This window comes from Stenotrophomonas sp. STEN035, from assembly GCF_056759935.1.
Genome location: NZ_JBRRDY010000001.1, coordinates 1 through 23,902 on the forward strand (window position 1 = coordinate 1; position 23,902 = coordinate 23,902).

Genomic DNA, 23,902 nt, shown 5'->3' on the forward strand with positions numbered 1-23,902 from the left:
GGGGGGCCCAACACCCGCCGGGGCCAATGCTCCACCCCCGCCCCCAACCGGGGGCCCACCCCCCACAACCTTTGGGGGGGGGCCGGGCCCGCCCGGGGGGCGCCCGCGCCCGCGTATGCACAGCGTGCAAGTTTGGCTGACCGTGTTGGCGTGCTGGAAACGCAGGTCAACAACAGTCAGGCCAATACCGATATGCTCAATCAGCTGCAGCAGCTGCGCACTGAGATGCAGGCGTTGCAGAGCACGATCGAGCAGCTTCAGCACGAGAACGAACAGCTGAAACAGCGCAGTCGCGATCAGTATCTGGACCTGGACGGTCGCCTCAATCGCCTTGAAGGCGGTGCTGGCGCTCCGGCAGCTCCAACCACTGGCGCGGTGACGCCCGCCGCTGCGGCCACAAAGCCGGCAGCGGCTGCTGCCGAACGCCCGCCGACAGTACGTGGTGACGCCGGTACGCTGGCTTCGGCCGGTGATGAGCGTGCTGCCTACAATGTCGCGTTCGATGCGTTGAAGGCCGGCAACTACGCCGACTCGGCGCAGTTGTTCCAGAGCTTCCTTGAGCTGTACCCGAATGCTGCTTACACCCCCAATGCCTTGTATTGGTTGGGTGAGAGCTTTTACGCAACGCGTAACTTCAAGATGGCCGAGGCACAGTTCAGTGATCTGGTTGCCCGCTATCCCACCCACGACAAGGCCGCCGGCGGTTTGCTGAAGCTTGGCCTGTCGCAGTTTGGTGAAGGCAACAACGCCCAGGCGCAACAAACCCTGGAACAGGTAATTTCCCGTTTTCCCGGCAGTGATGCGGCCCGTACCGCCCAGGACCGACTGCAGTCGATCCGGCTCGGCCAGCAACTGCGTTGATGTGGTGCCGCACCGATGGTGCGGCTGATGACTATGAACTCTCCCAGCGCCGCTGTTCCCAGCGAGATCGTGCAGTCGCCATTGCCGCGACTGAAGATCACCGAAATTTTCCTGTCCCTGCAAGGCGAGGCCGATAGCGTCGGCTGGCCGACCGTGTTCGTGCGCCTGACCGGCTGCCCGCTGCGTTGCCAGTACTGCGATACCGCCTACGCTTTCCATGGCGGCGACTGGTGGGATATCGACGATATCGTCGCCGAAGTGCTCAAGCAGGGCGTGCGCCACGTCTGCGTCACCGGCGGAGAGCCGCTGGCGCAGAAGCGCTGCCTGATCCTGCTGCACAAGCTCTGCGAAGCCGGTTTGGACGTGTCGCTGGAGACCTCCGGCGCGCTGGACATCGCCGAGGTCGATCCGCGCGTATCACGCGTGGTCGACCTGAAGACGCCGGATTCGGCGGAAATGGCGCGCAACCGGCTGGAGAACATTCCGCTGCTCACCGCCCGTGACCAGTTGAAGTTCGTGATCTGCAGTCGTGGTGATTACGAGTGGGCCAAGGCCATGCTCAGCGAGCACCGCCTGCCGGAGCGCTGCATGGTGTTGTTCTCGCCTAGCAAGTCGCAGGTCAGTCCGCGCGAACTGGCCGACTGGATCGTCGCCGATCGTCTGCCGGTGCGCTTCCAGATGCAGTTGCACAAGTTGTTGTGGGACGACGCCCCGGGCTATTGAGCCGGCGTTGCACCCGTCAAGTGTTTACCCCGGCGCGGGACAGCGTGCTGGCTTTCCTCCCCCAACCGGATCAACACAATGAAGAAGAAAGCAGTCGTGCTTCTTTCCGGCGGCATGGACTCAGCCGCCGTCGTCGCCATCGCCCAGGAACAGGGCTTCGAAGTGCATGCAATGAGCGTGCGCTATGGCCAGCGCCACACCTCCGAGCTGGAGGCCGCCGCACGCGTGGCCGCTGCGCTCGGCGTAGCCGGACACAAAGTGGTCGCGGTCGACCTGCGCAGTATCGGCGGCTCGGCCCTGACCGATGACATCAACGTGCCCGAGGCAGGCGAAGGTGGCGGCATTCCGGTCACCTATGTGCCAGCCCGCAACACCATCATGCTGTCACTGGCGCTGGGCTGGGCCGAAGTGCTCGGTGCCAACGACATCTTCTGCGGCGTCAATGCGGTGGATTACTCCGGCTACCCGGACTGCCGCCCGGAATTCATCGCCGCCTTCCAGGCATTGGCCAATCTGGCCACCAAGGCCGGCGTGGAAGGTGCAGGCATCCGCGTGCACGCGCCATTGCAGTACCTGAGCAAGGCGCAGATCGCATTGGAAGGGCAGCGCCTGGGCGTGGACTTTGGTCTGACTGTGTCCTGTTACCAGGCCGATATGGACGGAAAGGCCTGTGGCCACTGCGATGCCTGCCAGTTGCGTGCTGATGGCTTCACTGCTGCCGGCATGGCTGACCCAACCCATTACGTGTGATTTTGTTTTTGCGTTTATTGCGTTAGAATACGCGCCCCGGCTACGGCCGGGTCTTTGTTTGGGCCGTTAGCTCAGTCGGTAGAGCAGAAGACTTTTAATCTTTTGGTCGAAGGTTCGAATCCTTCACGGCCCACCAGCATTGCCAAGGCTTCGGAGCGATCCGGAGCCTTTTTTGTTGCCTCACGAAGCATCAGTCTCCGTGTAAGCGGCCTGGACTGGCACGTCGAGCGTAGCCCGGGCAAGTACGGCGCACTGCCGCACGCCCTCGCCTTGATCCTTTCTCCCGGGGGCGATGCGCTTACCCGGGGTGCGTGATGGCAGAGCCGTGGCTCTATCCGCGGCCTTTGTGCGCTACTTCAGCAAGGCCTGCTGGACATCGATGATGCGCACATCGTGCATCTGCTCGAGATAGGCATCCAGATACGCCTTGTGCGAGGCGCCAACCAGCACCAGGGTGCGCATGCCCGGGCTTGGCCCCATCAGGTCGCGGATATTGGCGGCCATGCGCAGGTTGCGGGTTTCCCAGGACGTGACATACATGCGTCCGTAACCCTGCGGGGAGGGTTCTTCCAATGCGGCACCGTAGTCGCCTTCGAAGGCCGCCGGGGCGACGTCCGGGCCGTTGTCGCGCCGATACATCGCCAGCGCGTTCTCGGGTGTGTCTAGTTGGGATTCCAGGCTGCTGTACAGCGCCGCACGTTGCTTGCTGGCAGGGTTGTCCCACGCCTTGCGGATGGCCTTCACGTAGGCCTTGGGGTCCGGGCCATAGCGGTCGGCACTGTGATCGTCCATCGGCCAGAGCCGTTGATGGCCCAGCCGCACCGCCAGCTGTGCAGCGATCAGCGTGTTTTCATTGCGACTGCTGCGCAGTGCTTCCAGCGCCTCCAGCAACTCCTGGTTCAAGCTGCCTTCCGCACGCCGCTCTGGTGCAGGCAGGTGCAGCCACTGGACAAGAGCGGAATCGTGCTCTCCGGCGGCCAGGAACGTGGCTGCCAGTTCGCGACGCTGGGTGGCTGTCGGTTGCGCCGGCCAGTTCGCCAGCATTGCCTCAGCGGCCGCTGTCGCCGCGGCCACGTCCAGTCCGGTCGCTTTTGCAGCCGCTGACAGGTCGGGGCAGTAATCGTTCACCGTCAGCGCGTAACGGGCAGGGTAGCGGCGCAACATGTCGCACTGCTGTCCCGAGACTGTCTCTACGGCGATTGCCTGCGGTTGCCACGCTGCCAGGCGGTCGATCAGTGGGGTGAGCGTCGATGGATCAAAGGTTTTTGGCAGACTTGCCAGATGTGCAGTGCCGAGCACCGCAACTTCGTTCTGAGCTCCATGCCGAGGCCCCTTGTGTGCGCCCGGAACAAAGGACTGTGCCTGCGCGACTTCTGCTTGGGCCCCTGTCGCCAACAGCGCGCAGATCAATACGCCTCGTCCCCACATGCCCTGCATAACACCCTGCTGCATAGAACCTGCCGATTGAGCGCTTGATAGGCGCGAAGTGACGCAGATTCCGTCTCTGCCGAGGCTTTGTCAACGCTCAGTCAGGTTTGCGGAGTCTGGCGTGCGGCTTCGTTGTGACCGCAATGGATCACCGCCGAAAGGCAGGCGAACATTCCGGCAGCACGTGTGGCTTGTGACCGTGTTCGCCGTTTGCGGGCGATATGGAGGACGTGCGAGGCGCCCGGCGCGCAGCACGAAGCAACAGTGCTAGCCGCTGTGGTTGGAAGTCGCTGGGTCTGGTCCTAATATGCAGGGTGGATCGTTGGTTGCCCTGATGGGCGTCCATGCACTGGGGACAGGGTTGAGCAAGCAGATCACGCAATTACTGCACCGATGGCAACAAGGCGACATGGATGCGCGCGAGCATCTGTTCGAAGCGTTGTACTCGGATTTGATGCTGATTGCCCGCAACCGCTTGTCGCAGCAGACCGGCGGCACCTTGCAGCCGGCTGCGCTGGTCAATGAATCGCTGATGCGCCTGCTTGGTACCGATGCGGACTACAAGGACCGCGCCCACTTCGTTGCCATCGCCGCGCTGAAGATGCGCTCGGTGCTGGTCGATCATCTGCGCGCGCGGGCAGCAGACAAGCGTGGTGGCAATGCCGAGCAGTTGACGCTGTCCCACGCTGACCAGGTGCCGGACGATGCGGCTGTCGGTTACGACGTGCTGGCCCTGCACCAGGCATTGAATCAACTGGCCGAACTTGAGCCGCGCGCGGCGAGCACCATTGAATTGACCTACTTCGGCGGTATGAGCCGCGACGAGATCGCGCTGGTGCTGGATGTGTCCGCGCCCACGGTTGACCGCGACCTGCGCTTTGCGCGGGCCTGGTTGAACCGGCAGCTGCGCTGAGCTGCGATGACGGGGGCGCGGTAATGGGGAGCGAGCGTTGGCGGCAGGTTCGTGAACTGTTTGACGCCATCTGCGAGCTGCCGCGCGAGCAATGGCAGCAAGCACTCGTTGCGGGCAGCGACGATTCAGCGATCCGCGATGAAGTGCTGCAGTTGCTGCGCTCGCAGACCGTGGGTCTGAGCCGGGTCAGCAATCGCCTGGACACTGCATTGGCGCGCGCGTTGGCGCCGGAACTGGGTGTGGGAGAGCGGCTAGGGCCATGGCGGCTGACCGAGCGCATCGCACATGGCGGCATGGGCACGGTGTTCAAAGCTGAGCGCGCCGACGGTCTTTACCAGCGCACGGTTGCCATCAAATTGTTGCATGGCATGCCGGGCGCCACCGAGGTGGAGCTGCTTGGTGCGGAGCGGCAGGTGCTGGCTGGCCTGCAGATGCCCAATGTTGCGCGTCTTTACGATGGCGGTACTACGCCGGATGGGCATCCCTATCTGGTGATGGAGTACATCGACGGCGTGCCGCTGGATTGTTGGTGCGTCGAGCAGGCGCTGGGCCTGCAGCAACGGCTTACGCTGTTCCTGGAAATCTGCAGCATCGTGCAGTCGGCACACGAACAGCTGGTGTTGCATTGCGATCTCAAGCCTCCCAACGTGCTGGTGCAGGCCAACGGCCAGCCGGTGCTATTGGACTTTGGTCTGGCGCGGCTGCTCAACGAGGCGCGTGACAAACGCGACTCCGGGTACTGCACACCGGGCTACGCCAGCCCGGAGTTGATTGCCGGGCATGCCGTCGGTGCGGCCAGCGATGTCTACAGTCTTGGCGTGATGTTGCTGGAGTTGCTGTCCACGCAACCATCGATGCGCGAGGCGCAGAACACCGGCGAGGTATTGATTGCGCCCAGTGCCAATACACCAGCTGATCTGCCCTGGCGGCGACGCCTGCGTGGCGATCTGGATGCCATCGTCGCACGTGCCTGCGCCACTGACATCGCCCTGCGTTATCGCTCGGTTGAAGCCTTGATGGCTGACCTGCGCCGCTATCAGGAGATGCAGCCGGTACTTGCGCGCAACGGTGGCCGCTTGTACCACCTCGGAAAAGCACTGCGTCGGAACTGGCAGGGCACGGCGATCGGTGTCGGTGTGAGTGCGCTGCTTGCGGTGTTCGTGTTCGGTTTGTGGGAGACCCGGCGGCAGGCGCAGGAGGAAGCAGTGGTGGCGCAGCAGATCAGCAATTTCATGGTTGGCATGTTTGAAACCGCTGATCCGTTTCTACGCACCGAGCGCGGTGCCGAGGAGTTGAGTTCGCGGCAGCTGCTGGACAAGGCCACGTTGCAGGTCGCGCGTGATCTGGCTGATGCTCCTGCGCAGTTGGCACGGATGCGTGCAGTACTCGGCGTTGCCTATCAGAACGCAGGTGCTTCGCATCAGGCCGACACTCTGTTGCAGCAAGCCTACGGCGGTTTCATGGATCCGCGCGTCGCGCGCCCACTGGATGCTGCGAATGTGCTGGCGGACCTGTCCGTGCAGAAGACCCTTGATGGCGATGGCGCGCGCGGTCTGCAGTTGGCGGTGCAGGGCCTGGATCTGATTGGAGGCAAGTCACCAGCGTTGGTGCAGGCGCGTCTGTACAGCGCCAAGGGACTGGCCTTGGTGAATCAGCAGCATTTTGATCTGGGTGAGGCGGCCTTCAATAGTGCGACGTCGCTGTATCAGGATGTGAAGGACGTGGACGTCAGCACCGAGATCAGTGAGTTGTCGTACAACAAAGGTTTGCTGTTCCTACGCTGGGGACGGCAGCAATCGGCAGAGCATGAGTTCCGGCGGATGCTGGACAATCTGCATGGCCGCCGCACCAGCCTGGCGTTGGCTGCTGAAACGCGGTTGGCGCAGATACTCCGCGAGCAAGGCAAGTACGAACAGGCGTTGCCACTACTGCAAACCGGTATGCAGTATGCGCTGGAGCTGTACGGCGCGGAGAGCAGCTTTGTCCGCGTGCAATACGATGGATTGGCGGACCTGTATCGGGATTCCGGTGATTATGCGGCCGCCGAACTGCATTACCAGAAGCGGAATGCCTTGAGCGCACGCCTGGATGGACAGGACTCGGTCGAGTACTCGATGGGCCTGTTCAACTACGGCTCGTTGAAAGAGCTGCGTGGCGAGCTGGCCGCGGCCGAAGCGCTGTATCGGCAGTCCTGGATGATCCGCAAGCAGAAACTTGGCGGGGACTCACCCACCAGCCTGCGCGCTGAAAGTGAATTGGCGCGTCTGCTGATGCGGGATGGGCGGATGAGCGAGGCCCGGGTGATGCTGGAGCACGCTGACAAGGGCTTGAGCCAGAGTTTACCGGCCGATGCGCCCGGCCGCGTGCAGGCCCATTTGAACTGGATTGACTGGCATGTGCGCAGCGGTCAGCTGGCACAGGCGCGGCAATTGCTGGAGCGAATGAATTCACCGATAGCGGAGGAGCTGCAGTTGCGGCTGCTGGGTATCCGTGCCGATCTGGCGATGCGGCAGGGCGAGGGCGAGCAAGCGCTCGCTTTGCGCAGGACCGCGGTGGAGTTTGCTGGTAGCAATCAGGGCAAAGATAGTGCCGCTGTTGTCGAGACGAGTCTGGCGCTGGCCGAATCCTTGCTGCAGTTGGGGCACGCGCGGCTGGCCAAGGAAGAGTTGCAGCGCGTGCTGCTGCTGATAGGGCGGCTGCAGGTTGCCGGCTCGCCGGATCGGCGCAAGCTGGACGGACTGCTGCTGCTGGCTGAGCAAAATCTAGGCGGGCGTTAGCCGCCGCCAAAAGGGCAGGGTAGCCGGGTGCTGCGCGTCAACCTTGTTCACGCACGATCTCGACCAGTCGCTGGCCATAGCGAGCCAGCTTGCTGCCACCAATACCGCCCACCTTGCCGAGTGCGTCGACGCTGGTCGGGCGCTGCTCGGCGATGTTGCGCAAGGTGCTGTCGTGGAAGATCACGAATGCAGGCACGTTCTGTTCGCGTGCCAGTTCCGCACGCAAGCCGCGCAAGGCCTGGAACAGCGATAGATCGCCAGCTTGCACCGGCAGGCCGGTGCGTGGGCCGCCACGCTCGCGCTCGCGGGTGGGTGCAGCATCGCGACGCATCATCATCTGCCGGCGGCCGGTGAGTACATCGCGGCTGGCATCGGTCAGGCGCAGGCCGCCGTGGCTTTCCGGGTCAACTTCCAGCAGGCTGGCGGCAACCAGTTGGCGGAACACGCCGCGCCAGGCGCGCGCATCCAGATCATTGCCGATGGCATAGGTACTGAGCTTGTCGTGGCCGAGCTGGCGGATGCGCTCGTTGTCGCTGCCGCGCAGGATGTCGATCAAGTGGCCGACGCCAAAACGCTGGCCGCTGCGGTAGACGCAACTCAGCGCCTTCTGCGCCGGAATGGTGGCGTCCCAGGCCGCGGGTGGGGTGAGGCAGTTGTCGCAGTTGCCGCAGGGCTTGGGATAGGTTTCGCCGAAGCCGGCCAGCAGCACCTGCCGGCGGCACTGCATCGATTCGCAGTATCCGAGCAGATGGTCGAGCTTGGCGCGCTCCAGCTGCTTGCGTTCTTCGCCGGCTTCGGACTGCTCGATCATCTGCTTGAGCAGCACCACGTCGCCCAGGCCGTAGCACAGCCAGGCTTCGGCAGCCTCGCCATCGCGGCCTGCACGGCCGGTTTCCTGGTAATAGCCTTCCATCGACTTGGGCAGGTCGGTATGCGCGACAAAGCGCACGTCCGGTTTGTCGATGCCCATGCCGAAGGCAATGGTGGCGCACATCACGATGCCGTCCTCGCGCAGGAAACGACGCTGGTTGGCGGCACGTACCTCGGCTGGCATACCGGCGTGATAGGGCAGCGCCTGCATGCCTTCGCCACACAGGAACTGCGCGGTCTCCTCGACCTTGCGTCGCGACATGCAATAGACGATGCCGGCCTCATCGCGGTGATTGCGCAGGAAGCCCAGCAACTGGCGCTTGGCGTTGTCCTTCTGCACCACCGTGTAGCGGATGTTGGGGCGGTCGAAGGAACTGACGAAATGCTGGGCGCTGGACAGGTCCAGGCGCTCGGCGATCTCGCGCTGGGTAGGCGGATCGGCGGTGGCGGTCAGGGCGATCCGCGGCACCTGCGGCCAGCGCTCGTGCAGCACCGTCAGCTGCCGGTATTCGGGGCGGAAGTCGTGCCCCCATTGCGAGACGCAGTGGGCCTCATCGATGGCGAACAGCGAGATGTGCGCGCGGCTCAGCAGCGACAGGAAGCGACCGGTCAGCAGGCGCTCGGGGGCGACGTAGAGCAGCTTGAGCTCACCGGCCAGCAGCTCGCGCTCGACCCGTGCGGCGGTTTCGGCATCCAGCGTAGAGTTGAGGAACTCGGCGCGGACACCAACCTGGTGCAGCGCCTCCACCTGGTCCTGCATCAAGGCGATCAGCGGCGAGATGACAATCCCGCAGCCGTCGCGCAGCAGCGCCGGGATCTGGTAGCACAGGGATTTGCCGCCACCGGTCGGCATCAATACCAAGGCATCGTTGCCATTGGCGACGTGCTCGACGATGGCCTGCTGATCGCCGCGGAAACTGTCGTAACCGAAAACGCTGGAAAGCAGTTGTTGCGCGGGACTCTGGGGCATTGCGCTAGTTTACCCGCTGGCGGCCCGAGCCGAATGACCGATACAGCGTCAGCCGCGCCGTCGCGGCCATTTCAGGGTTGCGCCAAAACCCCTGTAGTGCCGAGCCATGCTCGGCAGGGGCCTTCCCGGTACAGCCCTGTAGAGCCGAGCCATGCTCGGCTGAGGCCTTCCCGGTACAGCCCTGTAGAGCCGAACCATGCTCGGCTGAGGCCTTCCCGGTAAAGCCCTGTAGAGCCGAACCATGCTCGGCTGAGGCCTTTCCGATAAAGCCCCTGCCGAGCATGGCTCGGCACTACAGGTAGTGCGCCGAACCCGTTACTGAAGTAGAGACCTAAGCATCCACGCATATTTCTCGTGGATCTGCAGACGCTGCGTCAGCAGGTCCTCGCTGGGGGCGTCGTCGGCATCATCGGCCTGGTCCAGCACCTTGCGAGCGGTACGGCAGACCGCTTCATTGCCGACCACCAGCTGACGCACCATCTCGCGCCAGTCAGCGCTGTCATTCAGGCCCGGCTCCTCGGCAATCGAGGTCAGTGCGGCGAATTCGCGGTAGGAACCCGGCGCGTTGAAGCCCAGCGCGCGGATGCGCTCGGCGATCTCGTCCAGGGCGTTCCACTGCTCGGTGTACTGGTCCATGAACATGTTGTGCAGCGAGTTGAACATCGACCCGGTGACGTTCCAATGGAAATTGTGGGTCTTCAGGTACAGCGTGTAGGAATCGGCAAGGAAGTGTGAAAGGCCGTCGGCCACCTTCTTGCGATCTGCGTCCTTGATCCCGATATCTACAGCAGGTGCCGAGGGGGCGGCGGCTGCGAGCTTCTTCTTTCCAATTTCCGTCTTGGTGACGGCTGCTGCTGCGGCCTGCTTCTTCTTGCCGGCTTCTGGTTTGCTGCTGTTCTTGGCCTTGGCCATGACGCTTTTCTCCTTGGCGGGTTGAATGGCTTCACAATAGCGCTCTGGGCACCATACCTGTATTTCAAGTTTTGACGTTGAACGATTGATGAGCACTATCGAAAAAGACCTGTCCGCGCGCCTGCGCGCCGCCCGCCCTGCCATTGACGGGGCGATGAGCCGTGACCGTGGGCGCCTGTTGGGGCTGCTGTCACGCTGGCAGGGCAAACCCGCGGACGCCACGGCCGAGCAGGCCTTCCAGCAGCAGCTGCAGCGCTCGCATGCGCAGCGCCAGCAGCGCGCCGCGCGGCCGATTGCCATCACTATGGACGAAGCCCTGCCAATCGCGCGTGAGGCCGAGCAGATCAGCGGCCTGATCCGGGCTCACCAGGTGGTGGTCATCGCTGGCGAAACCGGCTCCGGCAAGACCACCCAGCTGCCCAAACTGTGCCTGGCGGCCGGGCGCGGCGAGGCCGGGATGATCGGCTGCACCCAGCCACGGCGCATTGCCGCCCGCGCGGTGGCCGCGCGCGTGGCCGAGGAGTTGCAGACCGAGCTGGGCACGGTGGTTGGCTACCAGGTGCGCTTCACCGACAAGGTCGGTGAGGACAGCCGCATCAAGTTCATGACCGACGGTATCCTGCTTGCCGAGATCGCCTCGGATCGGTGGCTGTCGCGCTACGACACCTTGATCATCGACGAGGCGCACGAGCGCAGCCTCAATATCGACTTCTTGCTGGGCTATCTGAAGCAGCTGCTGCGCAAGCGTCCGGACCTGAAGTTGATCGTGACCTCGGCCACCATCGATACCGAGCGTTTCTCGCGCCACTTCGACAATGCGCCGGTGGTCAATGTTGAAGGCCGTACCTATCCGGTGGAGGTGCGCTATCGGCCATTGGAGGAAATGGGCCAGAGCGCCGACAGCGCAGCCGCACCTGCGCGTGGCAAGCGCACCGAGGCTGATAGCGATTCCGCGATGGACCCGGTCTCGGCCATTGTCGCTGCCGTCGATGAAATTACCCGCAGCGATGCACGCGGCGATGTGCTGATCTTCCTGCCGGGTGAGCGCGAGATCCGCGACACCCACCAGGCATTGGAACGGCGCAAATACCGTGAAACCGAAGTGCTGCCGCTGTATGCGCGCCTGTCGGCCAAGGACCAGGACCGGGTATTCAACCCCGGCCCGAAACGACGTGTGGTGCTGACCACCAACGTCGCCGAGACCTCGCTGACGGTGCCGCGCATCCGTTATGTGGTCGATCCGGGCTATGCCCGCGTCAAACGCTATAGCCCGCGGCAGAAACTCGACCGCCTGCATATCGAGCCGGTATCCCAGGCCAGCGCCAACCAGCGCAAGGGCCGCTGCGGTCGTATTTCCGAGGGCGTGTGCTACCGGCTGTACTCGGAGGCGGATTTCCTGAGCCGTCCGGAGTTCACCGATCCGGAAATCCGCCGTTCCTCGTTGTCCGGCGTGATCCTGCGCATGCTGCAGTTGGGCCTGGGCAAGATCGACGAATTCCCGTTCCTGGAAGCACCGGACGAGCGCGCGGTGGCCGACGGCTGGCAACAGCTGGCCGAGCTTGGTGCCATCGACGATGCGCGCAAGCTCACCGACATCGGCCGGCAGATGTCGCGCTTGCCGGTGGACGTGAAGCTGGCACGCATGTTGGTGGCCGCGCACAAGGGTGGTTGCCTGCGCGAGATGCTGGTGATTGCCTCCTTCCTCGGCATCCAGGACCCGCGTGAGCGGCCACCGGAAGCGCGCGAGGCGGCCGACAATGCACATGCCTTGTTTGCCGACGCGCGCTCCGAATTCATCGGCATCCTGCGGTTGTGGAATGCCTACCGCGATGCCCACGAAGAGCTCACCCAGTCCAAGCTGCGCGACTGGTGCGGGCGCCATTTCCTCGGTTTCCTGCGTATGCGTGAATGGCGCGAGCTGCACCGCCAGCTGCGCCTGCTGTGCGAGGAACTTGGCTGGTCCATGGGCGAGGACGAGAGCTTCGGCAAGGCGTTGTTGTCGGCGCCGCCGGCCATGCCGGCTGGTGGCGACAGTGAGGCAAAGCGCAAGGCGACGCGCGGCGAGCAGCACAAGGCTGCGCGATTGGCCCGCGAGGGGAAAAAATCGGGGTCAGAGCCAGGTTCCTCTGCTGTTGCTGCCGTGCTTGGGAACAATGCTAGGAAGCCCGATGCCGACCCCGGTTTCTCCTCCATCCCGGACAAGGTACGCATAGCGGCCTACCAGACTCTGCATCGTGCAGTGCTGGCCGGCCTGCCAACCCAGATCGGACATCGCACCGAGAAGGGCGACTTCCAGGCACCGCGTCAGCGTCGTTTCCATCTATTCCCGGGTTCGGCCCTGGCCAAGCGGCCACCGCCATGGGTGCTCAGTGCCACGCTGCTGGATACGGCACGCGTATGGGGCATGACCAATGCCGCGATCGAGCCGGATTGGGTGATTGCAGAGTTGCCGCATCTGCTGGCGCGCAAGCACTTCGACCCGCATTGGTCGCGTGCCCAAGGCCAGGTGCTGGCCTCCGAGCAGATCAGCCTTTTCGGCCTGGTGCTGGCGCCGAAAAAGCCGGTGCATTACGGCAGGATCAATCCCGGCGAAGCGCACGACATCTTCGTGCGGCAGGCGCTGGTGACCGGCGAGATCAATACCCGCGCTGGCTTTGTCGCCGACAATATGAAGCTGTTGGAGCAGGCGCGCGAAGAGGAAGCCAAGCTGCGCCGCGCTGGCATCGTTGCCGACGAGGACTGGCAGGCGCGCTGGTATCTGGATCGGGTGCCTTCGCATATTCATTCGGCCAATCTGCTTGATGGCTGGTGGAAGGCCTTGCCGCCGGAACAACGCCGCAGCCTGCACTGGTCGCTGACCGATCTGTTGCCGGGCGAGGGCAGTGAGCAGGATCGTTACCCGAAGTACTTCCCGTTGGGCGATGCGCGGCTGGCGATGCACTACCGCTTCGAGCCGGGCAGCGAGGAGGATGGTGTCACTCTGGATGTGCCGTTGCACTTGCTCAATGCGCTGGACCCGGCGCGGCTCTCATGGCTTGCCCCCGGCTTCGTTGCGGACAAGGCCTCGGCCTTGATCCGCAGCCTGCCCAAGGCGATGCGTCGCAACTATGTGCCGGCGCCCGATTTTGGCCGCGCGTTTGCCGAAGCCTGGGCGCAGCCGTCGGCTGACGACATCCGTGGCGAGCTGGCGCGCTTCCTGTCCAAGGCCACGGGTGCGATGGTCGCTGCGACGGACTTCGATGTGGAATCACTGGACCCGCATCTGCTTATGAATCTGCGCCTGTTCGAAGTGAGCTCTGGTGCTGCAACACGTGGAAAGTCGGCTGCTTCTGGCGAGAACGACGGCATGAAGCTACTCGCCATGTCGCGTGACCTGGAGGCGCTGCGTGCCCGCTTCGGTGAGCGCGCCGGCAGCGCGTTTGCTGCACGTGCAGGCGCTGCCCTGGCTGCCGAGGGGCTGCGCGAATTTCCGACTACCGCGATTCCCGAGCAGGTTCCGGGTGAAGCTGGGGTACCGGCCTATCCTGCGCTGGTCGATACCGGCGATGCTGCCGCGCTGCGGATCTTCGCCGACCGGAATGAAGCCGCATTGGCGCATCCGCAGGGCGTACGCCGCCTGCTGGAGATCGCTTTGGCCGACAAGCTCAAGCAGGCACGCAAGCAGCTGCCGGTGTCGCCGAAGACCGGCCTGTTGTATGCGTCCATCGAGTCGCAGGAACGGCTGCGTGGTGATCTGGTCGATGCGGCCGTGAACGCGGTGTTGGCTGATGGGCTGGAGGCGATCCGCACACCGGAAGCCTTCCAACAACGCTGCGCTGATGCCGGCAAGCGTCTGTTCGGCGAGGCGATGGAGCGGCTCAAGCTGGCTGAAAGCATCCTTGGTCTGACCGGCGAGTTGAAGCCGCAGCTGGAGTCACCGTTGATGGGTTGGGCACGCGGCAATCTGGACGATATGCAGGCGCAGTTGGCCGGCTTGGTGCATGCCGGGTTTCTACGCGAGACCCCGGCCGATGCGCTGGCGCAGTTCCCGCGTTACCTCAAGGCGATGATCCTGCGTGCCGAACGCGCGAAGCGTGATCCACCACGTGATCAGGCGCGCATGCTGGAGCTCAAGCCCTTCGTTGATGCCCTGCAGGAGGCACGTGTGCAGGGTCTGGCGCAGCGCCCGCAGTGGGCAGCCTTGCGCTGGGATATCGAGGAGCTGCGGGTGTCGCTGTTCGCCCAGGAGCTGGGATTCCGTTCCGGCATCTCGGCCAAGAAGCTTGCGCAGCGGGTGGCAGCACTGCGCAGCTGAAGGCAGCTGCGTTCAGCGCGCGGCGGCCGCACCCGGGCGGTGCTGCTGGACGCAGGCGCGACGGGCGGTGTTCATCTGCGCGTGGGCGCTGGCGTGTTCGCGGCTGATGGCCTGGCGGAAGGTTGCCATCCGTTCCCGCAAGGCCTTGCTGCGTTGTGCATCCTGGGCTGCGGCGAGCTGTTCGTTGAGCATGCCCATCTGCTGCTGCAGGGTGCCGACACGGTCATTGGAAGAGCCATAGATGGACGCAGTGGCGGTGCTGATGCAGCTGCGCTCGGCGTCGCGTGCCCGTGCCAGCTCCTCGCTGTTGGCTGGCGCTGTAGCCGGTTCACCGTTGCCTGCGCCTTTGTGCTCGCCCTCGGAAACAGCCGGTTGTTGCGGTGCCGGGGCTGAAACCGGTGTTTCGCGCAGCTTCATCGGCTCGGCGCGGGCATCGCAGGGATGCTCGGAATACACGGTTTCGCCGGATTTGCCTTTGCATTTGTATACCTGTGCCGCCGCGCTGGCGGGCAGTAGCAGCAACAGCAGGGTCAGAACGAATACGCGCATGGCGAAGGCAGGCTCACAGGCTGAAGAAGAACATGGGGAACGCCTGCCCAGGCTGATGCGGCCGGGGCAGGGTAGCTGCAGTTACTTGGTACGGCGGACCTTGGCACGGGTATTGAGCCCGTCGATCTGCAGGTACCAAACGTTCATCAGGCCGGGGGTGATGCGTATCTTCGGGTCCTGCTTGCGGACACCGCCAACGCTGGTGTCATCGGTCTGTTCCCAGACCTGGCCGTTGTCCAGGGTGTACTGGCGGCCCTTGCCGAAACCACGGAACTCACCTGCCAGGCTGGCTTCAATCGGGTCCTTGGAACCGAAGTCGTAGAAGCCGCGGTTCTTGACGATCACTTCCTGGCGGCCTTCTTCGCGCGCCTGCTCCACGGCAACGCTGGCAGCCTGTGCCACCTTGCCCTGCAGCCAGCTGTTGAGCGTGACCAGCTCTTCGGGGCTGAGCTTGTTCAAGCCGGCGGCATTGAATTCGGCAGCGGACATCTGCTGCTGCAGATCCCCCTGCACCACGCGCTGGGCGTGTGCATTGGTGAATGGGTACGACGACAAAGCGGTAGCGGCAAGCAGGACAGCAAGGCGGGGCAGCTTCATGAACATTGTTCCCAGAGAGGGTGGGCGCTAGTGTAGGGGCATCCGCCCGTAATTGAATGCTGTGAACAGTTCCCCCACCCCCGGTCTGGAAGCGCTGCTGCAGCGCGCCTCAACCCGTGCCCTGTCCGAGCCGCTGCGCCAGGCCTTGCTGGCCTGCTGGCAGCAAGCGGACATGGATGTGTCGCCGCGCCTGTCCTGGCCGGTGCTTGCCGATACCCTGGATTCGCTGGCGCTGCTGTCCGCGGACGAAAGCGTGATCGTCGCCGCCCTGCTGTTCGACCTGCCAGGGCTGCGCGCGCGCGCGGCCGAGCTGCCGTTGGGGCCAAGTGCCACGGCGGTGACCGGGCTGCTGGACGGGCAGGAGGCTGCCGACCAGGTGTGGGCCCTGCACGCCGGACGCGATGCCGGCCGCAACAGCGAAGGCCTGCGCCGGCTGCTGCTGGCTATCATCCATGACCTGCGGGTGGTGCCTATTCTGCTATCGCGGCAATTGGCCTGCATGCGTGCGGCCGACAAGCTGCCAGCCGAAGAGCGCCGCGCGCTGGCCCAGCTGACCCGCGACATCCACGCCCCATTGGCCAACCGGCTGGGCATCTGGCAGCTGAAGTGGGAGCTGGAGGACCTGGCATTCCGCTTCCTCGAGCCGGAAACCTATCGCCATATCGCCCGCGAGGTCGACGAAACCCGTATCGCCCGCGAGCGCTATGTGGAGGCAGTGAAAAAGAAATTGTCGGCGGCCCTGGCCGAGCAGGGCATCCGCGGCGAAGTCAGCGGCCGACCCAAGCACATCTACAGCATCTGGCGGAAAATGCAGAAGAAGCAGCTGGCCTTCGAGCAGCTGTACGACCTGCGCGCGGTGCGGGTGATGGTTGATGACGTTGGCGCCTGCTACGCCGCGCTGGGCGTGGTGCATGCGCTGTGGACGCCGATTCCCAGTGAATTCGATGACTACATCGCCAGGCCGAAAGCCAATGACTACCGCTCGTTGCACACCGCGGTGATCGGCCCGGAAGGGCGCACCATCGAAGTGCAGATCCGTACTCACGAGATGCATGCGCAGGCCGAGCTGGGCGTGGCTGCGCACTGGAAGTACAAGGAAGGTGGCAAGGGCGCGGAGAAGGCCTTCGACCGCAAGATCACCTGGATGCGGCAGCTGCTGGAGCAGGCACAGGAGCCGGGCAGCGCGGATGATCTGGCCGGCGCGCTGGATGCTGAGCTGATCGAGGACCGGGTCTATGCGCTGAGCCCCAAGGGCGAGGTGATGGACCTGCCGGCCGGCGCCACCCCGCTGGATTTTGCCTACCACGTGCACACCATGGTCGGGCACCGCTGCCGCGGGGCCAAGATCAACGGCCGCATCGTGCCGCTGACCTACCGTCTGCGCAGCGGCGACCGCGTCGAGATCCTGACTGGCAAGGAGGCCGATCCGCGCCGTGACTGGTTGCTGCAGTCCAATGGCTTCCTGGCCAGCGGGCGTTCGCGCGAGAAGGTCCGTAACTGGTTCCACAAGCTCGACCGTGCCCGCAATGTGCAGGCCGGCCGCGAGCTGCTTGACCGCGAACTGAAGCGATTGGGCCTGCAGCATTCGGACCTGATGGTGGCGGCGCGCAAATTCCACGCCGACAGCGTCGACGATCTGTACATCCAGGTTGCGCTCGGCGATACCGGCCCCAACCAGGTCAGCCGTGCGCTGCTTGAGGCCGAAAAGGCCGCCTCGCAACCGGCAACGCCGGCATTGCCACGGCCGACCGCACGCCGCGGCAGCGTCGGCAAGTCCGATTTCACCGTACAGGGCGTGGGCAACCTGCTGGTGCAGCTGGCACGTTGCTGCCAGCCGGTGGCTGGCGAGCCCATCACCGGCTATCTCACCCGCACCCGTGGCGTCACCGTGCACCGCATGGATTGCGCGTCGCTGGCGCGCTTGTCGGCCGCGCATCCGGAGCGGGTGCTGCCGGTGGAGTGGGGACGTACCGGCACCGGCTATGAGGTCGATGTGATGGTGCGCGCGGTTGACCGGCGCTGGCTGTTGAAGGACATCACCAACCTCATCGCGCAGGAAGATGCCTATGTGCTGGAGATCAACAGCGACAATGTGCGCGAGAGCGGTCGCTTGCAATTGCGCCTGCGCTTGAAGGTAAGTGACTACGGCCAGCTGTCCACCCTGCTGGGAAAACTCGACGCCTTGCCCGGCGTAGACGATGCACGAAGGCTGGGATAGGTAAGCTTGGCGCATGGAGAACTGGCGTCAGCGCGGCCAACAGGGATTGGAGACATTCGGCGACAAGCTGCGGCTGTATGGGCGCTGGTGGGTGGCGCGTGGCTGGAACAGCCCACGCGCCTGGCGTTCGATCGCCATTGGTGTGGCCGCCCTGGCACTTGTATTGGCGTTGTTCCGGCAGCCGCTGGCCGATTGGTTGTGGCCGGAAACCAAGATCCAGAAACTGCTCGATGACGGTCGCCAGGCGCTGCGCGATGGGCATCTGAGTGCCGCCGATGGCGGCGGTGCGCGTGAATTGTTCGAGGCTGCGGCAGCGCTGGACCCGGACCGCAGCGATGTGCAGACCGCGCTGGCGCAGACCGCGCAGGCAGCGTTGGCGCAGGCGCGCACGCAGTTGGCAGCGGGTGATCGCCAAGCAGCCGCCACCAGTCTGGCGTTGGCGCGGCAACTGCAGGCGCCTTCGGCCGATGTAGATTCTCTTGCTGCCAAACTGCAGCAGTCGGTGCGTGGGTATGACGGTATCGAACAACTGTTGCAGCAGGCTGAGGCAGCGCAGGCGCAGGGCCGCCTGGATGATGCGGCGGACGCTGCGCTGCCGTTGTACCAGCGCGTGCTGTCGTTGCAGCCGGACAAGATGCAGGCACTGGAAGGGCGCGATGAAGTGCTGTCCGACCTGCTGACCCAGGCAACCCGCGCTGCAGACCGCGGTGATCTGGCCGCAGCGGCCGCCTTGTTGCAGCGGGTGGAACGCTATGACGCTGGTCACGCCAATCTGCCGGCGGTCAAGGCAGTGATGAATGCCGCGTTGGAGCAACGACGCCAGCAGGGCGAGCGTGATCTGGCGCGTGGTCGCCTGCAGCGTGCAGCCGATGCATTCCAGCAGGTGCTGGCGGCGGGTGAGGATTCGGCGGCACGCCAAGGTCTGCAGCGCATTGCCCATGCACAGGTGCAGGAAGCACTGCGATTGGCGGCGGATTTCCAGTTCGAATCAGCCGAGCGCGCCCTGCAGCATGCGCGCGAGCTGGCGCCCGACAGCGCCGAGCTGGGCGCCGCCGAGCAGGTATTGCAGCGCACACTACAGGCCCGGCAATCGATGGAGGTGCCGGTCAGCGCCACCGAGCGCGAGCGTCGCTTGAAGACGCTGCTCAAACAACTGGACGAAGCCGAGGCCCGCCAGCAATGGCTGTTGCCGCCTGGCAACAGCGCCTACGACCGTTTCAAGTCGGCGCAGGCGTTGGCACCGCAGGATCCGCGGGTCAAGCGTGCGGCGGCAAGAATCCTGCCTGCCGCACGCACTTGCCTGGACGACAATCTGCGCGGTAATCGCCTGCGCGCTGCGCGTACCTGTCTGGATGCCTGGCAGGCGTTGGCGCCCACCGACCCGGCTTTGGCACCGGCGCGACGGCGCTTGGCACAGCGCTGGATAGCAGTAGGCAGTGAGCGTCTGGGTGGTGGCGATACCGCGTTCGCACAGCAGGCGTTGGCGCAGGCACAGCAGATCGATCCGGCCACGCCAGAGATTGCTGGCTTCAGCGAGCGGGTCCGCAACGCCCTGCGTTGATTTTGCGGGCGCTGGGCCGGAACAAGCCAGGTAGAGCCAAGCCATGCTCGGCTGATGCTTTCCCGGTATAGCTCCAGCGCAGCATGGCTGCGTTCGTTGATCCAGCTTCGGGCCTTCAGCGGACCAGCACGCGCAGTACCTGTGCAAGCTTCTTTACCGCCACCTCAAGTTCGCCCGGTGCATGTGCGGCGAACCCCATCAGAAAGCCTGCGGTCGCTTGTTCGCTGCAGGCATGCAGGTCACTCAGCCCAAGCAGATCGATTCCGGCGCGGCGCGCGGCATCGATGGCCTGCTGCTCGGGTATATCGCGGATGAAAACGCAGGGCATTTGCATGCCGCCATCGGGCACGCGCGGCTCCACGAAGTCCTTCAGATGCCTGCGCACCAGCTTGGCCAGCACATCCCGACGCTCGCAGTAGATCGCGCGCATGGCCCGCACATGTGCACCGAAATGCCCGCCTTCCATGAAACGCGCCAGTGTCAGCTGCGGGATTGGTGCGCTATGCCCGTCCAGCAAGGTGCGCGCGATGGTCATCGGCGCAACCAGCTCGCTCGGCAGGACCATGAAGCCGATGCGCAGGCCGGGAAACAGCGACTTGGTGAAGGTACCGATGTAGATGGTGCGCTGATGCGCATCCAAGCCCTGCACGCAGGCCATCGGTCTGCCCGCGTAATGGAACTCGCTGTCGTAGTCGTCTTCAATGATCCATGCCTGCTGTTGCCTGGCCCATTCGATGATCTGCAGTCGTCGTTCCAGCGCCAGCGTCGCGCCGCTGGGGAACTGGTGCGAGGGTGTCAGGAACGCTGCCCGCGCGGGTTGCCGCGCGTCGCGCAGCAGGTCCACGCGCATGCCGTCGGCATCCACCGGTATGGGGACGCAGTTCAAGCCGGCGGCATCAAATGCCTTGCGCGCACCGTGATACGCAGGGTCCTCGATGAAGATGCGCTCGCCTGGATCGAGCAGCACGCTCGCACACAGGGTCAAGGCCTGCTGTGAGCTGGTCACCACCAGCACCCGTTCCGGGCTGGCGTGGGCACCGCGCTCCAGATTGACGTAGTCGGCAATGGCCTTGCGCAGCGGCGCCATGCCTTGTGGCGGGCTGTGCAGCAGGGCTGCACTGCCCCATTCCTTCAATACCTGACGTTGCAGTCGCTCCCAGGTGGCCATTGGGAAGTTGCGGGTTTCCGGTACACCGGGGACCAAAGCACGCGGCGCAAGAAACTCGCGAACCCCGCCATTGCGGTACATGGCGGCGCCGCGCTGGCTCAGCCGCAAGGGTTGTTGCGTAGCGCTGGTGCGCAATGCGGTGCCGCGTCCGCCCAGGCGGCGTGCCCCCTCGGCGACGAAGCTGCCACTGCCAACCCGGCGTTCGATGAAGCCCTCGGCATGCAGCTGGCTGTAAGCCGCCTCTACCGTGTCGCGTGATACGCCCAGCGAGGCAGCAAGGGCCCGCGAGGCCGGTAGCGGTTTGCTCGCATCCAGGGCGCCGTCGAGGATCAGCTGGCGTACCGCGCGCTGGATGCGGACGTGCAGTGGCAGGCTGCGTTGCGCCGGGTCGACGACCGAGGCCTTCACCGATTCAAGTTGTGCGTGCCTGAACAATTGGTCTGGCCTATGTACTGAAAGTGGTGGGAGCGATCAGGCCATTCTAGGCCTATAAAAACAGACCCGCCGCGCCGACCTACGCCAGCCACCAGGAGTCTGAACTTCGCCATGCCGTCCGCCGCTGCTTCCTCCCGGGCCACGCGCCCGGCTGACCTGATCCATCCCATCGTCGCCGGGCTGGTCTCGGTCATCATCAACTACGGCGGCACCTTCATCCTGGTGTTCCAAGCGGCCAAGGTAGCCGGCCTCAGCCCCGAGCTGACCGCGTCCTGGGTGTGGTCGCTGTCGATCGGGGTTGGTGTCAGTGGCCTGTTGTTGAGCTGGTTGAGCCGCGAACCGATCATCACCGCTTGGTCCACGCCTGCCGCAGCCTTTCTGGTGACGGCGTTGGCGACAACGCCGTACAACGAGGCGATTGCTGCCTACCTGATTTCCGCCGCCGCCTTCGTGGTGCTGGGCCTGTCGGGCTGGTTCGATCGGCTGATCCGGCTGATTCCTGCCGGGGTGGCCGCCGGCCTGCTGGCCGGCATCCTGCTGCAGTTCGGCACGCGCGCGTTTGCCGGGCTTGCCGTTGATCCGCTGCTCGCAGGCCTGCTGATCGTGGCCTATCTGCTGCTGAAACGCGTCAGTGCGCGCTACGCCATAGTCGGCATCCTGTTGCTGGGACTGGCGTTCCTGTGGCTGCAGGGGCGTCTGGATCTGTCAGCGGTATCGCTGCGGCTGGCCAAGCCGGTATTCACCATGCCTGTGTTCTCGTTCAACGCGCTGCTCAGCGTGGCGCTGCCGTTGTTCCTGATCACCCTGACCGGCCAATACATGCCCGGCATGCTGGTGCTGCGCAACGACGGTTTCAGGACCAGCGCCAATCCAATCGTGGCGGTCACCGGATTGGGTTCCCTGGTGATGGCGCCGTTCGGTTCGCATGCTTTCAATATCGCCGCGATAACCGCCGCAATCGCGACCGGCCGCGAAGCGCATGAAGACCCTTCGCGGCGGTGGATTGCCGGGGTTGCTGCAGGCATGTGCTACATCCTGGTCGGGGTGTTCGGGGTGACCTTGGCGGCGGTGTTCATGGCACTGCCGGCAACCTTCATTGCCACCCTGGCCGGGCTGGCGCTGCTGGGCACGATAGGTGGCAGCCTGGCCACGGCGCTGGCCGAGCCGCGCACGCGCGAAGCGGCACTGATCACCTTCCTGGCGGCAGCCGCCAACATCACCTTGCTCGGCATCGGTGGCGCGTTCTGGGGCCTGCTCATCGGTTTGCTGGCGCATGCCCTGTTGCATGGACGCTGGTCGCCGCGAAGCCAGCCAGCGCCCGCCAACGCCAACGCCAACAAACAGGAGCAGGCCAATGGCTGATTCGTCATCAACCCAGACCCAGCACGCGCAACATGGGCGCTATCCGCAGGCCGCGACGGTGGAGGATTTTCGCCACAACCTGGCTGCGGTGCGTGCGCGCATGGATGCTGCCTGCCTGCGCGTTGGTCGTGATCCGGCGCAGGTGCGTCTGCTGCCAGTCAGCAAGACCAAACCCGAAGCCAGTCTGCGCCTGGCCCATGCCGCCGGCTGCCGCGTGCTGGGCGAGAACAAAGTGCAGGAGGCTGCAGGCAAATGGCAGGCCATGCAGGACCTGGGCGACCTGCAATGGTCGATCATCGGACACCTGCAGACCAACAAGGCGAAACTCGTGGCGCGCTTCGCCAGCGAGTTCCAGGCGCTGGACAGCCTGCGTCTGGCCGAAGCGTTGGAACGTCGGCTGCAGCTTGAGGGTCGTTCGCTGGATGTCTACGTGCAGGTCAATACCTCGGGCGAGGCCAGCAAGTACGGACTGGCGCCGGATACCGTGGCCGCGTACTTGCGGGCACTGAGCGCCTATCCCGCGCTGCGCGTGCGTGGCCTGATGACCTTGGCGTTGTTCTCGGCCGAGGCCGAGCGCGTGCGCCGTTGCTTCGTGCTGTTGCGCGAATTGCGCGATCGATTGCGGCAGGACACAGCGGTTGGCGCTTCGTTGAATGAACTGTCGATGGGCATGTCGGGCGACTTCGAGATCGCGATAGAAGAAGGGGCCAGCGTGGTGCGTGTCGGTCAAGCGATCTTCGGTGCGCGGCCGCTTCCTGACAGCTACTACTGGCCAAACGATGGCGTGGCTGCGGAGACAGGGCAATGAAGACCGCTCTGGCGATACGTCATCTGCATTTCGAAGACCTCGGTGCCTTGCAGCCGTTGTTGCTGGAACGCGGCTACACCGTGCGTTATCTGGAGGCACCCGACGATGATCTGCGCAACCTGGAAGAACCTGACCTGCTGGTAGTGCTCGGCGGGCCGATAGCTGCGTTCGACGAGCGTGAGCATCCATTCTTGCTTGATGAGCTCGCGCTGATTCAACGGCAGCTGCACCGCAGGTTGCCGCTACTAGGCATATGTCTAGGTGCACAGCTGATCGCACGCGTGCTGGGTGCAGAGGTTGCGAGCATGGGCCGGAAAGAGATCGGTTTCGCGCCGTTGACGCTGACCGCGCAGGGCAGGGCATCACCACTGGCAGGATTGGAGCAGGTGCCGGTGCTGCATTGGCATGGCGATCGCTTCGAGATTCCAGAGGGTGCAACGCTTCTGGCCGGGACGGCGTTATGCGCGCACCAAGCGTTCAGCGTGGGCGAGCATGTGCTTGCGCTGCAATGCCATCTGGAGGTGCTGCCGCAGCAGATCGAGCACTGGCTGATCGGACATGCCTGTGAGCTTGCCCAGGCCGGAATCAGCCCGATGGCATTGCGTCGGCAGGCACAGACCGCGGTACCGAGCTTGCCACTCGCCGCGCGGGCGGTATTTGGCGCGTGGCTGGATGCGCTGCCAAGCCGGCGCGGCCACTAACCGGC

General features: G+C 64.5%; 17 protein-coding genes and 1 tRNA gene. 12 read left to right on the forward strand and 6 right to left on the reverse strand.

Annotation, left to right across the window (positions count from 1 at the left end):
* Positions 1-132 precede the first annotated feature (132 nt).
* The 4 genes from ybgF (at position 133) to ACVOLL_RS00020 (ending at position 2,470) form a co-directional block, all read left to right on the forward strand.
* Positions 133-861 carry a tol-pal system protein YbgF gene (ybgF, locus tag ACVOLL_RS00005; RefSeq protein ID WP_481510983.1) on the forward strand — a complete coding sequence of 243 codons (729 nt, stop codon included), beginning with the start codon at positions 133-135 and terminating at the stop codon, positions 859-861.
* A gap of 27 nt (positions 862-888) precedes the next feature.
* Entirely contained in the window at positions 889-1,584 is a 696-nt protein-coding gene (gene queE, locus ACVOLL_RS00010) for a 7-carboxy-7-deazaguanine synthase QueE (RefSeq protein ID WP_481510984.1), read from the forward strand.
* 78 nt (positions 1,585-1,662) lie between these two features.
* A complete protein-coding gene (gene queC / locus ACVOLL_RS00015; protein ID WP_481510985.1) occupies positions 1,663-2,334 on the forward strand; it encodes a 7-cyano-7-deazaguanine synthase QueC in 672 nt (223 codons plus the stop codon).
* Between the two features lie 60 nt (positions 2,335-2,394).
* A tRNA-Lys gene (locus tag ACVOLL_RS00020) sits at positions 2,395-2,470 on the forward strand.
* A gap of 215 nt (positions 2,471-2,685) precedes the next feature.
* On the opposite strand, the gene ACVOLL_RS00025 is transcribed toward ACVOLL_RS00020, so the two are convergent.
* A complete protein-coding gene (locus ACVOLL_RS00025) occupies positions 2,686-3,498 on the reverse strand; it encodes a DUF5694 domain-containing protein (protein WP_481510986.1) in 813 nt (270 codons plus the stop codon).
* Positions 3,499-4,123: 625 nt separating this feature from the next.
* On the opposite strand from ACVOLL_RS00025, the gene ACVOLL_RS00030 reads away from it, so the two are divergent.
* Together ACVOLL_RS00030 and ACVOLL_RS00035 are read left to right on the forward strand one after the other, a co-directional pair.
* Entirely contained in the window at positions 4,124-4,675 is a 552-nt protein-coding gene (locus ACVOLL_RS00030; protein WP_481510987.1) for an ECF-type sigma factor, read from the forward strand.
* Between the two features lie 23 nt (positions 4,676-4,698).
* Entirely contained in the window at positions 4,699-7,452 is a 2,754-nt protein-coding gene (locus ACVOLL_RS00035; protein WP_481510988.1) for a protein kinase domain-containing protein, read from the forward strand.
* A gap of 37 nt (positions 7,453-7,489) precedes the next feature.
* Here ACVOLL_RS00035 and recQ read toward each other — a convergent pair whose 3' ends face one another.
* Positions 7,490-9,292 carry a DNA helicase RecQ gene (gene recQ / locus ACVOLL_RS00040; RefSeq protein WP_481510989.1) on the reverse strand — a complete coding sequence of 601 codons (1,803 nt, stop codon included), beginning with the start codon at positions 9,290-9,292 and terminating at the stop codon, positions 7,490-7,492.
* A 315-nt stretch (positions 9,293-9,607) separates the two neighbouring features.
* Positions 9,608-10,204 (reverse strand): Dps family protein, encoded by a 597-nt coding sequence (locus ACVOLL_RS00045; protein ID WP_481510990.1) that lies wholly within the window; start codon positions 10,202-10,204, stop codon positions 9,608-9,610.
* An 88-nt stretch (positions 10,205-10,292) separates the two neighbouring features.
* Here ACVOLL_RS00045 and hrpA point away from each other — a divergent pair, with 88 nt between their 5' ends.
* Positions 10,293-14,498: an ATP-dependent RNA helicase HrpA gene (hrpA, locus tag ACVOLL_RS00050; RefSeq protein ID WP_481510991.1), complete on the forward strand. Its 4,206-nt coding sequence runs from the start codon at positions 10,293-10,295 to the stop codon at positions 14,496-14,498.
* Positions 14,499-14,510: 12 nt separating this feature from the next.
* Here hrpA and ACVOLL_RS00055 read toward each other — a convergent pair whose 3' ends face one another.
* Together ACVOLL_RS00055 and ACVOLL_RS00060 are read right to left on the reverse strand one after the other, a co-directional pair.
* Positions 14,511-15,047 (reverse strand): DUF4124 domain-containing protein, encoded by a 537-nt coding sequence (locus ACVOLL_RS00055; protein ID WP_481510992.1) that lies wholly within the window; start codon positions 15,045-15,047, stop codon positions 14,511-14,513.
* A gap of 81 nt (positions 15,048-15,128) precedes the next feature.
* On the reverse strand, positions 15,129-15,650 hold the full coding sequence (locus ACVOLL_RS00060) for a hypothetical protein (protein ID WP_481510993.1): 522 nt from the start codon (positions 15,648-15,650) through the stop codon (positions 15,129-15,131).
* Between the two features lie 55 nt (positions 15,651-15,705).
* On the opposite strand from ACVOLL_RS00060, the gene ACVOLL_RS00065 reads away from it, so the two are divergent.
* Complete coding sequence (locus ACVOLL_RS00065; protein WP_481510994.1) at positions 15,706-17,862, forward strand: RelA/SpoT family protein; 2,157 nt, start codon at positions 15,706-15,708, stop codon at positions 17,860-17,862.
* A gap of 13 nt (positions 17,863-17,875) precedes the next feature.
* Positions 17,876-19,423: a hypothetical protein gene (locus tag ACVOLL_RS00070; protein ID WP_481510995.1), complete on the forward strand. Its 1,548-nt coding sequence runs from the start codon at positions 17,876-17,878 to the stop codon at positions 19,421-19,423.
* Between the two features lie 115 nt (positions 19,424-19,538).
* On the opposite strand, the gene pdxR is transcribed toward ACVOLL_RS00070, so the two are convergent.
* Positions 19,539-21,026, reverse strand: coding sequence for a MocR-like pyridoxine biosynthesis transcription factor PdxR (pdxR, locus tag ACVOLL_RS00075; RefSeq protein ID WP_481510996.1), 1,488 nt, complete (start codon positions 21,024-21,026; stop codon positions 19,539-19,541).
* A 111-nt stretch (positions 21,027-21,137) separates the two neighbouring features.
* On the opposite strand from pdxR, the gene ACVOLL_RS00080 reads away from it, so the two are divergent.
* The 3 genes from ACVOLL_RS00080 to ACVOLL_RS00090 are packed head-to-tail and all read left to right on the forward strand — an operon-like array spanning position 21,138 to position 23,897.
* Positions 21,138-22,388: a benzoate/H(+) symporter BenE family transporter gene (locus tag ACVOLL_RS00080; RefSeq protein WP_481510997.1), complete on the forward strand. Its 1,251-nt coding sequence runs from the start codon at positions 21,138-21,140 to the stop codon at positions 22,386-22,388.
* Positions 22,381-23,196: a YggS family pyridoxal phosphate-dependent enzyme gene (locus ACVOLL_RS00085; protein ID WP_481510998.1), complete on the forward strand. Its 816-nt coding sequence runs from the start codon at positions 22,381-22,383 to the stop codon at positions 23,194-23,196. The genes ACVOLL_RS00080 and ACVOLL_RS00085 overlap by 8 nt, the downstream gene beginning before the upstream one ends.
* The gene (locus tag ACVOLL_RS00090) at positions 23,193-23,897 is read left to right on the forward strand and encodes a glutamine amidotransferase (protein ID WP_481510999.1); all 705 of its coding nucleotides are present in this window, start codon (positions 23,193-23,195) and stop codon (positions 23,895-23,897) included. Before ACVOLL_RS00085 ends, ACVOLL_RS00090 begins: the two co-directional genes overlap by 4 nt.
* The last annotated feature ends 5 nt before the right edge of the window (positions 23,898-23,902 follow it).